The following is a 12,301-nucleotide window of genomic DNA, read 5'->3' as shown; positions in this document are numbered from 1 at the left end:
TAAAGACTAGATTCCAGTGTCAAACACTGGAATGACACCATAGAGGCACTGGGATGACATCCTTCCTAGTGGACTCAAATCACAATGTTCATACAGTTGTGGGCTTAACGGTATCTTTGCAGATACTATGGTAATTTACTCGGGAGATTTGCTAAGTGGTAAGATTTGTCCTGATATGCTACAATCTTCAGAAGCAAGTTCCACAAATTTGTCTGTCAGTTTATCAGGTGGCACCAATTCAGATATATCTTTTCCCGGAAATGCTTGCTTATACATTTCACTATCGATAGGCTCTTCCGAATACACGGCATTTATGCACAAATTCGTATGTTTTGTCTCAGATGCATATATCTTCACCATTGCTTCTAGTGCAACTTTACTTGCAGCATATGGCATCCAATATGGATAAGAGGAAGGAGAAAGTGTTATCTTTGAGGTCATGAATATCGCTCTTCCAGCATTAGACTTTTTTAGTATCGGACCCAAATTTTTTAGCAAGTACCAACTGGCAGTAAAATTTGTATTCATTACCTTCTGTAGATCTTCAAGCTCACAATCGTGAACAGGGCTCAACTTACATAAAATTTCAGTGCATGTAATCAGTATATCAAGTGTGCCAGATTCTGATAATTTTGGGCTTTCTATCATATTTGCCAGTTTTTCTACGTTTTCAAAGTCTAAAAGATCAAGCTGAATTAGTTTCACATAGCCTTCTTTAAGCTCTTCAATTTCATTATACAGTGGCTTGAGGTGATCGATAAACCTTGAAATCAGAATCACACATGCACCTTCTCTTACAAACCTTTTTGCAACAGCAGAGCCTATTCCACCTGAAGCCCCGGTAATTAAAGCTACTTTACCTTCTAACTTACCCATTTCTTTCTCCTTAGCAAGATCCATTGAAATATTTTAGCTGAAAATTAAATTTTGCTCCATATATAAAAATCAAACTTAGCACATAAAAAAATAGTAACGATACTACCACACCACCTAAACTTCCATATATCAAATTCAGTTGATCAAAGGAAGCTTTTAAATATTGCTTGAAAGCTGAAGCAGAGATCGTCCAAAGAATAACAGCCACACAAGATCCGGGAAATACGTCTGATAAGTTTTGCTTTATGTTTGGCAATGTAAAATATAGCCAAGATACTATAGTAAAAAGCACAAACTCAATAAGTAAATATCTAGTATAACTTAGCCCTTGGTAAGAAAAATCAATTAACATTGGCACTAATGTAAAAAATACTATAGTCAGAGTTGTAACAAGCGTAATTACTAAAAATTGTAATATACTGAGCACCCTTCTCCATATATAAGGCGATGAAACCGGAACTTTATAGGCCTTATTCAATATCGTTCTAAATCCTTCAATTGTCGATGAGGCAGTCCAAACAGCGCCTACAATTGCCAAGGTTAATAAGCTTTGCGGAGGGCCTGATATTATCTCCCTAATACGTGGCATCAAAGATGATAAAATATCCTGTGGCATGTTATCAATAATAAATGCCCAGCCGACATTGTATTGATCTAAGAAATTTGCGAACGTTGATGCCATGGCTATTAAAACAATAAGAAAAGGAAATATTGATAACAGGATTAAAAATGATAGATACCCTGCATGCTCCACTCCATCATTATAAATTGTGTCAATTAAAGCACGATAAAGGCAATAAACGATACTATAAAATTTCTGTAGCACTTGTAATATAAATAAACTAAGAAAAGTATTCTAAATGAAATAAAGCATACTTTTAAGCAAAAAATCCTCACCGTTTACTTAAATTTAATCAAAATGATAGATAATCCAGCCTTAAATACGGAGGCATAATGAAAAATTTTCTTCTACTTGTAGCTTTAATTCTTTCCTTTGCATTTGATAATGCTTTTGCTGCTGCTGTTACTGATGATGCAACAACCAATACAATATGCAAAATAGTAGGCTATACTCACGGTATAGGCGGGCCTATGATTACAATAGTGATAATAGGTGCAGCTTTGCTGGCAATATTTGGCAGAATGCCATGGCCAGCGCTTTTTGCACTTGGTGCATTTACTGCTGTGTTTTTTGGTGCACCTGTAGTTGTTTCAAAAATAGTACCAGGTGGTGTGATTTGTAAAAATGGTGCAACTGCTTGCCCTGATGGTACAACATGGAATGCAACAACAAATACATGCGCATAATAAGCATTAAAGCTTCAAAACATTAGCAAAATGGTGCTTCTTTAAGGAGCACCATCATTGCACGAACTTGTGACTTAAGCCACCATAAAGGTGTTATTCGAGTAGTCCCTCCCTTGTCATTCCAGTGCGTGACACTGGGATCCAGGAAATTTGATTGGATATTAAGTTTATGAGCATAGAAGCAGTTAATTTTATGTTAAAACACAACATTTTTGATGAGGCTGTATTAAGAGATGGATCCCAGCGTCAGCTACTTGAATGACACCATTTGCTACGCAATTTACTTTCAAAAATGAATGCTCGTACAGCTGTATGTCAGCTACTTACATAACACCTCTCGAAAATTACTTTAGCTACAAATATTAAAAAATTTACCAAGCAAAAAAAAGCAAAAAAGTCCCCGTGTAACGAGTTTTAATAATTTAAATTGATAATGTGCTAACAAGCGTGATTTGGCTTAATGTAGAAAAAATTTAAAAAGCCGCTATAATTTTTATGTAATTTGCCAATAAATATTTGAGTTTTTTACTGATTTTTTGATTGAGCCTGCAGGTCAAAAATAAGGATAAATACTCTTATTATCATGGCAAGGGAGTTAGGGGAATTTGTAAAGTAATCTTTTTCGTTTGTATTCCCTTATGCTTGAGATAACTGCATGCAGGTTCATGGATCTCTTTACTCTTTAATTTCGATGAATTCCCTTTGAAGTTGAATATTGAAAATTAACTGGAGAATTGTGAATTACTTTGTATATGTGATAACAAGCCATGGCGCTCTCAGCAAAGCCATTTAGTATCAATTTTAGTTTGCCTGGATAAGTAGCTATATCTCCGATTGCATATATTCTATCTCTACTGGTTCTAAGTGTAGCTGGGTCGACAGTTATGCGGCCATGTTCTAACTCTATACCCCAACTGTTTATTGGCCCAAGATTCATTGACAATCCAAAAAATGGCAGCAGAAAATCAGCGGATATTTCTTTTTCTTCCTTAGAGGCAATGTTTTTTACTATCACTGCGCTCAATTGCCCATTACCTCCTGCTAGTTCGTGTAATTGATATGGCACTACCAGTTCTATCTTTCCATTATTTTCAAGTGATTCTAATTTATTTCTAGTTTCAGGAGTGCAGCGAAATTCCTTTCTCCTATGTATCACATAAATTTTCTTTGCAACTTTAGAAAGTTCTACAGTCCAATCAGCCGCAGAATCCCCCCCCCCTGCAATGACTATAGTTTTGTCCTGAAAATCAGAAATTTTATTTACATTATAAAATACAGATTTATTTTCATATTCTAATATACCACTTAAGGGTGGACGGTTAGGTTCAAACATTCCGTTACCTGCAGCAATGATAACGGCTTTGCATTTTACCTCTGTACCTATGTTCGTTATGATAGTAAAGTTTTCACCTTCGTTATTTGAAATCTTTTCCACTTTTTGACTTAAATGGTAAACAGGCTCAAACGGTGAAGCTTGCTCCATTAGTCGCTCAATTAATTTTTGGGCAGTAATTACAGGATAACCAGGTATATCATATATTGGCTTTTCTGAGTAAAGAGCTGTGCATTGTCCTCCTGCTTGATCCAAAACATCTATTACATGACATCTCATATCAAACATTCCCGCTTGAAAAGCAGTAAATATTCCAACAGGCCCTGCACCTATTATTACGATATCGGTTTCCATATTCAGATGGTGATCTATTTATAGATATTAGCTTTCTTTGCTAACAAGGTCAATTTACAAAGGGATTTATTTTTAAAAGATGTGGCTAGATTAGATAAGATTTACAGCGTTACGAATCATCTAAATAAGCTCTAAAAATTAACTAACATTTTAAATCTGAGAAGTAAGTGCGGACGGAATGGGATTCGAACCCATGGTACGTTTCCGTACGTCAGTTTTCAAGACTGGTGCCTTAAACCGCTCGGCCATCCGTCCACCTCTTTTTTACCACAATATTTAATTTCAAGCAATCTATAAAAATCTTACTTGCCTACACAAAAGCTACTAAACACACTATCCAATATTTCCTCAACATTAATAATTCCAATTACTGCACCAAGTTCAAATGCAGCAAGCCTCAAGTCTTCAGATATCAACTCAATTGGATTATAGATATTAAAACGCTGTAAATGTTCCAGTGCTTTCTGCATGTGATTCCTATGTCTTTGCCGAGTAATCACAGGAGTGTCTCTATCATGCCCAAATTTTTCCTTTGCCTTCTCTTTTATGAGAGAGATCAATTTGTTTGTACCTATTCCCTTTAGAATAGAAATGGGTAAAAGATCTATGCCATTAATTTTTATATTGTGATTATTGATAACATCGTCAGCTTTGCTCAATACATAAATAGTATCGCTATTTACAACGTTGCAATTGATATTATGACGCTGTTCAAAAGGAAATAGTTCTATTCTTAAATCAGCTTCAAAAGACCTTTTTTTCGCTCGACTTATACCTTCTGATTCTATTGGATCTGAACTCTCACGAATTCCAGCAGTATCAGAGAGAATGATTGGGTATCCACCAATGTCAATATGAGCTTCAAGTATATCTCTTGTTGTGCCTGCATATTCAGAAACAATAGCAATATCACGCTTGGCTAAGAAATTAAACAGAGTTGATTTACCGACATTTGGTTCACCAGTTATTACAATATGTAAACCCTCACGCAACCTTTCGCCCCGTCTATTATCATTTAAATGCTCTTGTATCAACTGCACGAGAGATTGCACTTCATTATTAATTTTTTCCAATTCACTTTTTTCTGCCCAAATGTTCTCTGGAAAGTCTATATATGCTTCGATTTTGGATTGTATCGTTATTAATCTTTGCCTCCAATTGCTGTATAGTCTCTCCAATTCTCCTGATATCTGCTTAATCGCTTGTTTAGCTTGCATTTTCGTCTCAGCATCAATTAAGTCTGCAATCCCTTCTATTTGCGTTAAGTCAAATTTACCATTTAGAAAAGCCCTAAGTGAGAATTCTCCAGGCCTGGCCATAACGAAAATTTTTGATAATTCCTCCAAGATGATTTTTATGACGGCCTTGCTTCCATGCACTTGTAACTCTATAACATCCTCGCCAGTGAAACTGTTTGGAGCAGGGAAATAGATGATTATTCCATTATCTATCAATTGACTGGAATCATCATATAGATCAACTAAAGTAGCAAGCCTTGGTTTAACTTCTTTCTTAATGTTAAAATGATTTAAAGCTTTAAGTGCATCGTTACCTGAAATTCTAATTACTGCAACTCCTGACTTACCAAATACAGTTGATAAGGCAAAGATAGTTTCATTTTTGTTTGTCATTAATTTATATACACTACTTAGCAATATTACACTTAAGAAACCAAAATACCTAAAAAGTCACCCAGGTGAAAATATTTATTTTGAAAACTGATAATATGATTTATAATGACTGACACAAGTTTTAAATATTTTATGCTCAAGAAATTAGCTTGGTACTGGTCTTTTGTAGAGTTAATTAAAGGGTTTGTTATTACATTAAAATATATGTTTAAGCCAAAGGTTACTTTGAGGTATCCTATAGAGAAGGGCCCTTTAAGTCCAAGGTTTCGTGGTGAGCATGCGTTGCGTAGGTATCCAAATGGTGAAGAACGATGCATAGCTTGTAAGTTATGCGAAGTTATCTGCCCTGCTCAATCAATAGTTATTGAAGCAGAGGAAAGAGAAGACGGTAGTCGCCGCACCACACGCTATGATATTGACATGACAAAATGCATATATTGTGGACTTTGCCAAGAAGCATGTCCAGTTGACGCAATTGTGGAGGGTCCTAACTTTGAATTTGCTACTGAAACAAGAGAGGAGCTAATGTACAATAAAGAAAAGCTATTGCGTAATGGTGAAGTTTGGGAAGAAGCAATTGCACTCAGGTTAAAAAAGAACAGGCCGTATTATTAACTAGGTATGTCAACAATTAAAATTTCTTACAGCAAGTATGTAATAGATCTCTTGTACAACTGTTATTTAACTGAAAGATCAGTAGCTCACCTTTTGGTGTCATTCCAGCGCGTGACGCTGGAATCTAGAAAAGAAAGAAACATGGATCCCAGTGTCAAGCACTGGGATGACAAAAGGTCTAATGAATGATAAAAGTTACCTTTTTATCCGAACAAAAAGTAAAAGAATACAGTGGTAGAGTCACTGGCTTTGATATATTACAACCGGATGCTTTGAGAGAAGCAATTGCCTTTAAGGTAAATGGTGAGTTGTATGATCTCTCACGTGAAATTGAATCTGATACAGAGATAGAGGTAATACAACTGAGTGACGAAGCGGGTTTAGATATAATAAGGCATGATGCTGCTCATATAATGGCGCAGGCAGTAAAAGAGCTCTTTCCTAATACTCAGATTACTATCGGGCCAACAATTCAAGATGGTTTCTACTATGATTTTGCTACAGATCGTGCCTTTACCACGGACGATCTTACTGCAATAGAAAAAAAAATGAAGGAAATTATAAAAAGTAACCACAGATTCGTCCGAGAAGTTTGGACTCGTAAGCAGGCAATTGATTTCTTTAGTGATATAGGTGAAAGATACAAGGTTGATATTGTTTCATCAATACCAGAAAACGAAAACCTAACTGTTTATAAACAAGGCAACTTTGTAGACCTATGTCGTGGTCCGCACTCACCATCAACTGGCAGAGTTAAAGCGTTTAAACTTATGAAAGTAGCAGGTGCATACTGGCGTGGCGATTCTAAGGGCCCAATGTTGCAAAGAATATATGGCACCGCGTGGAGAAATAAGGATGAATTAAATACTTATCTTAAACGTCTGGAGGAAGTAGAAAAACGCGACCACCGCAAAATTGCTAAGGATATGGACTTATTTCACATTCAAGAGGAAGCTGTTGGGCAGATTTTTTGGCATGAACAGGGATATACTTTATATAATGTTCTTGAGTCTTACATCAGAAAAAAGTTAATGAACAATGGCTACTTTGAGGTAAAAACACCTATTTTAGTAAGCAAAGAGCTGTGGGAAAAATCGGGACATTGGGATAAGTTTCGTGAAAATATGTTCATTATTGATGAATCTGAAAGTAAAAAGCTAGCAATAAAACCCATGAATTGCCCTTGTCATGTGCAGATTTTTAATTCTCACACCAGAAGCTATCGTGATTTACCGATACGTATGGCAGAGTTTGGCACATGCCATAGAAATGAAAGCTCAGGCTCATTGCATGGAATGATGCGAGTGCGTGGTTTTACGCAAGACGATGCACATATTTTTTGTATGGAAAAACAAGTGAATTCTGAAACTGTAAAGTTTTGTGACCTTTTAAAAGAAGTATATTCAGAACTTGGGTTCAATGAAATTTCTGTGAAATTTTCAGACCGTCCAGATACTAGATCAGGTAATGATGAAGTGTGGGATAGAGCTGAAAGAGCACTGCTTGAAGCAGTTAAAGAAGCAGGGCTTAGTTATGAACTTAATCCTGGTGAAGGTGCATTTTATGGTCCAAAGTTAGAGTTTGTTTTGAAAGATGCAATAGGTAGAAATTGGCAATGTGGAACGTTGCAAGTTGATTTTATTTTACCGGAGCGGCTTGGAGCTTTTTATATAGGAGCAGACGGACAAAAGCACCACCCTGTTATGCTACATAGAGCAATTCTTGGAACTTTTGAACGTTTTATTGGGATTTTGATAGAAAATTATGCAGGAAAATTTCCAATTTGGCTTGCTCCAACGCAACTTGCTATTCTGACCATTATAAATGAAGCTGATGGTTATGCTACTGAAATCAGCAATATTTTAAAAGAACAAGGTGTTAGAATTAAGACCGATTTGACCAATGAAAAAATTAGTTATAAGATACGCTTGCATAGTTCAAATAAGGTACCTATATTATGGGTTATAGGTAAAAATGAGATCATCAATAGAACTGTGTCAGTGAGAAATTTAGGGTCAGAAGAACAAGAGTCTTTTCCTTTGGAAAAGGCTACTGAATTGCTTTTAAAAAGTATTAATTTGAGTTAAGGGAGAAAAACTTGCAAGTTCAAAAGAATAATAAAAACAAAATTAATGAATTCATTACAGCTAAGGAAGTACGCTTAGTTGATCATAATGGTGAAATGGTTGGAATTGTGCCATTAAGACAAGCTTTGGAAGTTGCACAAGGTGTCAATTTAGACTTGGTAGAAATTGCACCTGATTCAACTCCTCCAGTATGTAAAATACTCGACTACAGTAAACAAAAATATGATGCAAAAAAGAAGGCAAGCGAGGCAAAAAAGAAACAAAGAGCATTAACTATAAAGGAAATTAAGCTGGGCCCCAATATTGATAATCATGACTATGAAACAAAATTGCGTCAAACAAGAGATTTTCTTATATCTGGGCATAAAATCAAGTGCACAATGAAATTTAGAGGTAGAGAGCTTATAAATACTGAGGTTGGAGTGGAAAAATTAGAACGGCTAATTCGAGACACTGAAGATATTGCAAAGGTAGAGCTAGCGCCTAAAAGGGAAGGAAATCAATATTTTCTAACTCTGGTTGCTAAGTAGTAAAACGACTTAAAAGTGTAAGTTAAGTTACTGCCCTATCTTCAATTACATGACGAAAATGTCTGATTAGCCCTTGCACTGGCCAAGCTGCAGCATCGCCAAGCGCACAAATTGTATGTCCTTCTATTTGAGTTGTAAGGTCAAGTAGCTTATCTACTTCACCAGGTTTAATATTTCCTGCTACCATTCTTCTCATAATTCTCCACATCCATCCAGTACCTTCACGACATGGTGTACATTGCCCACAGGACTCATGCATATAGAAATGTGATAATCTTTCTATTGCAGCTATTATGTCAGTTGATTTATCCATCACTATCACAGCAGCAGTACCAAGCCCTGATTGTACAGCTCTCAATGAATCAAAATCCATTTCAATAGTATCGCATATAGATTTTGGAATTAATGGTACTGAAGACCCACCAGGTATTACAGCAAGTAAGTTATCCCAACCTCCTCGCACTCCACCTGCATATTTTTCAATTAATTCACGTAGTGAAATTCCTAGCTCTTCTTCAACATTACATGGATTATTTACATGCCCTGAAATACAAAAGACCTTAGTGCCAGTATTATTTGGTTTACCAAGAGATGCAAACCACTCTCCTCCGCGATTTAGGATATCTGGAACCATAGATATAGTTTCAACGTTGTTTATTGTAGTGGGGCAGCCAAAAAGTCCAACACCTGCGGGAAATGGAGGTTTCATGCGAGGAAAGCCCTTTTTTCCTTCAATGGATTCGAGTTGAGCTGTTTCTTCCCCACATATGTAAGCTCCTGCACCCCTATGGATAAACACATCAAGATCATAACCTGACTTGCAGGCATTTTTTCCAATTAAGTTTTCTTTATAGGCTTCCTCAAGTGCTTTTTTTAGAACTAAATGTTCATTATAAAATTCACCCCTGATATAAATATACGCAGCTGATGCGCTGATCGCTCTGCCAGCCAGAAGAATTCCCTCAAGTAGCTTGTGTGGCTCATATCGTAATATGTTTCTGTCTTTACATGTACCAGGTTCTGACTCATCTGCATTGACTACTAAATATGCTTTTGGAGGATTTTTAGGCATAAAGCTCCACTTAAGGCCAGTAGAAAATCCTGCACCCCCTCGACCTCTCAAGCCAGATTTCTTTACTTCATCAATGATTTTTTCTGATCCTAAATCCAGTAATTCCTTTGTTTTTTGCCAACTACCACGTTTTTTTGCACCCTCAAGTAGTGGTGTTTCTTTACCATTTAAGTTTGTGAATATTTTGTCCTGTTCTTTTAGCATGCTTTTAAGATTCTAAGTGATCCCGACGCGATTCGAACGCGTGACCCACTGATTAAAAGTCAGTTGCTCTACCGGCTGAGCTACGGGATCATTTTATTTTTCAGCTATACTAAACAGTAATATAGTTTTTATCCATTTTAATCAAACTAAAATTTTCATGTGTGGTTAAATAAATTATATAATGTACTGTATTAGTGATAATTTAATCAAAAATTTTTGAAGGAAAACTTCTTGTTAATTCAAAGATTCATTTGGTAAAGCTGACGTACAACTCTAAAAAGATAGAGAATTATACATAAATGCAGAATTTGTGCACTATTTAGCAATAGCCTCACAAATAAATATTTCTTGCATTTCAGCCTGAGTGATTTATGCTTTAAGCAAAAGTTGGGGGCATAGCTCAGCTGGTAGAGCATCTGTTTTGCACGCAGAAGGTCAGCGGTTCGATCCCGCTTGCCTCCACCAATCCACAAACAAGAAAAGGGCGGTTAGCTCAGTTGGTAGAGCATCTCGTTTACACCGAGGGGGTCGGCACTGTCATCGCCCATTAAATGGAGAGTTTTTAGCCAAAATTTAAAATACAAAAATACGCTAAACACCGTTCAAATAAACACGGTATTTCACTTCAAATGTTTACCCATAAAAACTCCATATTTTTACATAATCTATTAACAATACTCTCTATTTCTCTACAATATAGGGTATTTTTCAACAATTTAGATAGAGTAAACAAGTCAATAAAAGAATTTAATTTGACAGTAGAGAGAGGTTTGTTTTGAAAAATATTTTAGATTGAGAAAAATTAGTGCTAAGTTGCAAAAATCTTTTTTTAACAGTATACTGTAATAACACTAAGGTACTAGTAGTGACAGGGATTACACAAGAAAAATACTCATCAAAAACTCTAGCATCAGAACTGCAAAATCTTCCAGAACCTAGAGCAAGTCTTAATTCAGCTTATGAAAGCAGTGATATTGATGAGAATATTATTTTAGAACTTCCACTCAATAATTTGCTTTGTCTATTAGAAGCTCCTAAAGATGGCGACGAAGGAAGAAATGCTCGGTCAGGGTATCAAACATGCGTAGATTTTATAAGAACTCATTATATTGTAAACGAGCAAGAAATAAACTCTAAAAGTATAGCTCTTTTCATAATAGTCCAAACGAGGTAAAATAAGGTTTTATAGTAGTGAAGGTAAGGATGCCAGCAGCATATAGTTATAAAAAAAGCAATGGAAGCACTAGAAGAAGGAGAAAGCAGGGAAACGGTGGCAGCAAGATTTAAAATTGGAAGAACTACGTTATGGGAGTGGCAGCAAAGAAGAAAAGAAACAGGAGATTTTCAGTCAAAAAAACTTGGAAATGGAGGTTATAATCACAAAATTACTGACTGGAATAAATTTACTGAATTTGCTAAAAAATATGGTGGTATCGGAAATGGCTAAGCTTTGGAGCAATGTTAGTATCCCAACGATCCATCGAGCTCTTAAAAAAATTGGACTCACACGCAAAAAAAGACATATGGATACAAAGAAAGAAACGAAGAAAAACGCGCTGAATTTTTGAAAATTATAGCAACAAAAGAACCTCAAAACTTAGTTTATATAGATGAGTCTGGCATTGATAACACCGAGTTATGGATATTGCCAGAAGGGACAGAGGTTTTATGCTCTAAAATCTGGTAAAAAAATTCAACGAATCAGTATGATTGCAGCCTTAAACGGCAGAAAAATAGTTGTTCCGTTAACATTTGAAGGCCACTGTAATATGGATATCTTTAATAAATGGTTTGAGCAGTTTCTGACACCGATTTTGAAACCTGGACAAACTGTTATCCTTGATAATGCTACTTTTCATAAGTCTAATAAGATTTGCTAAAGGAGTTGGCGCAGAAATTTTATATCTACCGCCTTATTCTCCCGATTTTAACAAAATTGAGCATTATTGGTTTGCTATAAAAAACAGAGCTAGGAAAAACATCCCTCTATTCACATCTTTTCGTCATGCTGTTGATTCCGCTTTTCTATAAGCTTTTCGGACTATTATGAAAAGAGCTATAAATGGCTGTTTTATAATGAATTTTGTCAGTAACTGCCAGTTCTTTTCACTTGAGCGATGCAACAAAGCCCACTGGGATCCAGCCTGTTTTATCTTTTATCATAGAATGAGACGTTCAGCATATTCATCTTTTTCCATTACCATATCATAAACAATCATTCCATGGGAGCGCATAATTTCAGGTGTATGATCACGAATCAATTTATCAATCTTGAAATAATTTTCTTTATA

The 12,301-nt window shown here is 35.9% G+C and carries 10 protein-coding genes, 4 tRNA genes and 1 pseudogene; 8 read left to right on the top strand and 7 right to left on the bottom strand.

Annotated elements, in window-relative coordinates; all coding sequences use genetic code 11:
- Positions 1-135: 135 nt before the first annotated feature.
- Both OOL01_RS00645 and OOL01_RS00640 read right to left on the bottom strand, forming a co-directional pair.
- Positions 136-900 (bottom strand): SDR family oxidoreductase, encoded by a 765-nt coding sequence (locus tag OOL01_RS00645; protein ID WP_007302308.1) that lies wholly within the window; start codon positions 898-900, stop codon positions 136-138.
- A complete protein-coding gene (locus OOL01_RS00640; RefSeq protein ID WP_007302309.1) occupies positions 887-1,702 on the bottom strand; it encodes a YihY/virulence factor BrkB family protein in 816 nt (271 codons plus the stop codon). The genes OOL01_RS00645 and OOL01_RS00640 overlap by 14 nt, the downstream gene beginning before the upstream one ends.
- 128 nt (positions 1,703-1,830) lie before the next feature.
- Between OOL01_RS00640 and OOL01_RS00635 the strand changes: the two genes are divergently transcribed.
- Positions 1,831-2,184: a TrbC/VirB2 family protein gene (locus OOL01_RS00635; RefSeq protein WP_264686882.1), complete on the top strand. Its 354-nt coding sequence runs from the start codon at positions 1,831-1,833 to the stop codon at positions 2,182-2,184.
- A gap of 682 nt (positions 2,185-2,866) precedes the next feature.
- Here OOL01_RS00635 and OOL01_RS00630 read toward each other — a convergent pair.
- From OOL01_RS00630 to mnmE, 3 genes are all read right to left on the bottom strand, one after another.
- Entirely contained in the window at positions 2,867-3,871 is a 1,005-nt protein-coding gene (locus OOL01_RS00630) for an NAD(P)/FAD-dependent oxidoreductase (RefSeq protein ID WP_264686881.1), read from the bottom strand.
- Positions 3,872-4,041: 170 nt separating this feature from the next.
- Positions 4,042-4,126 (bottom strand) — tRNA-Ser (locus OOL01_RS00625).
- A 47-nt stretch (positions 4,127-4,173) separates the two neighbouring features.
- The gene (gene mnmE / locus OOL01_RS00620) at positions 4,174-5,502 is read right to left on the bottom strand and encodes a tRNA uridine-5-carboxymethylaminomethyl(34) synthesis GTPase MnmE (RefSeq protein ID WP_264686880.1); all 1,329 of its coding nucleotides are present in this window, start codon (positions 5,500-5,502) and stop codon (positions 4,174-4,176) included.
- A 132-nt stretch (positions 5,503-5,634) separates the two neighbouring features.
- On the opposite strand from mnmE, the gene nuoI reads away from it, so the two are divergent.
- The 3 genes from nuoI to infC all read left to right on the top strand — a co-directional run bounded on the left by nuoI (position 5,635) and on the right by infC (position 8,734).
- Entirely contained in the window at positions 5,635-6,117 is a 483-nt protein-coding gene (gene nuoI, locus OOL01_RS00615) for an NADH-quinone oxidoreductase subunit NuoI (RefSeq protein ID WP_264376017.1), read from the top strand.
- Positions 6,118-6,302: 185 nt separating this feature from the next.
- Positions 6,303-8,204: a threonine--tRNA ligase gene (gene thrS / locus OOL01_RS00610; RefSeq protein ID WP_264686879.1), complete on the top strand. Its 1,902-nt coding sequence runs from the start codon at positions 6,303-6,305 to the stop codon at positions 8,202-8,204.
- 11 nt (positions 8,205-8,215) lie between these two features.
- Positions 8,216-8,734, top strand: a complete 519-nt coding sequence (gene infC, locus OOL01_RS00605; protein ID WP_010404127.1) for a translation initiation factor IF-3 — start codon at positions 8,216-8,218, stop codon at positions 8,732-8,734.
- 22 nt (positions 8,735-8,756) lie between these two features.
- Here the strand turns inward: infC and nuoF are convergent, their stop codons facing one another.
- Positions 8,757-10,010, bottom strand: coding sequence for an NADH-quinone oxidoreductase subunit NuoF (gene nuoF / locus OOL01_RS00600; RefSeq protein WP_064085745.1), 1,254 nt, complete (start codon positions 10,008-10,010; stop codon positions 8,757-8,759).
- A 17-nt stretch (positions 10,011-10,027) separates the two neighbouring features.
- Positions 10,028-10,100: transfer RNA gene (locus tag OOL01_RS00595), tRNA-Lys, on the bottom strand.
- A gap of 299 nt (positions 10,101-10,399) precedes the next feature.
- Between OOL01_RS00595 and OOL01_RS00590 the strand changes: the two genes are divergently transcribed.
- The 4 genes and pseudogenes from OOL01_RS00590 to OOL01_RS00575 all read left to right on the top strand — a co-directional run bounded on the left by OOL01_RS00590 (position 10,400) and on the right by OOL01_RS00575 (position 12,041).
- Positions 10,400-10,475: transfer RNA gene (locus OOL01_RS00590), tRNA-Ala, on the top strand.
- 17 nt (positions 10,476-10,492) lie between these two features.
- Positions 10,493-10,557 (top strand) — tRNA-Val (locus OOL01_RS00585).
- 318 nt (positions 10,558-10,875) lie between these two features.
- On the top strand, positions 10,876-11,184 hold the full coding sequence (locus tag OOL01_RS00580) for a hypothetical protein (protein WP_264686878.1): 309 nt from the start codon (positions 10,876-10,878) through the stop codon (positions 11,182-11,184).
- A gap of 29 nt (positions 11,185-11,213) precedes the next feature.
- Positions 11,214-12,041, top strand: a pseudogene (locus tag OOL01_RS00575) (IS630 family transposase).
- The last annotated feature ends 260 nt before the right edge of the window (positions 12,042-12,301 follow it).

The organism is Wolbachia endosymbiont (group B) of Rhopobota naevana, from assembly GCF_947250615.1.
In the GTDB taxonomy this organism is placed as follows: domain Bacteria; phylum Pseudomonadota; class Alphaproteobacteria; order Rickettsiales; family Anaplasmataceae; genus Wolbachia.
Note: the sequence above shows the minus strand (reverse complement) of the source record. Positions and strands in the feature narration are given on the sequence as shown.

What these genes read in the sequence shown, in the direction of transcription:
- mnmE (WP_264686880.1), bottom strand. Translation starts at nt 5,502, where the DNA reads ATGACAAACAAAAATGAAACTATCTTTGCCTTATCAACTGTATTTGGT.
- thrS (WP_264686879.1), top strand. Translation starts at nt 6,303, where the DNA reads ATGATAAAAGTTACCTTTTTATCCGAACAAAAAGTAAAAGAATACAGT.
- OOL01_RS00630 (WP_264686881.1), bottom strand. Translation starts at nt 3,871, where the DNA reads ATGGAAACCGATATCGTAATAATAGGTGCAGGGCCTGTTGGAATATTT.
- nuoI (WP_264376017.1), top strand. Translation starts at nt 5,635, where the DNA reads ATGCTCAAGAAATTAGCTTGGTACTGGTCTTTTGTAGAGTTAATTAAA.
- OOL01_RS00645 (WP_007302308.1), bottom strand. Translation starts at nt 900, where the DNA reads ATGGATCTTGCTAAGGAGAAAGAAATGGGTAAGTTAGAAGGTAAAGTA.
- OOL01_RS00635 (WP_264686882.1), top strand. Translation starts at nt 1,831, where the DNA reads ATGAAAAATTTTCTTCTACTTGTAGCTTTAATTCTTTCCTTTGCATTT.
- nuoF (WP_064085745.1), bottom strand. Translation starts at nt 10,010, where the DNA reads ATGCTAAAAGAACAGGACAAAATATTCACAAACTTAAATGGTAAAGAA.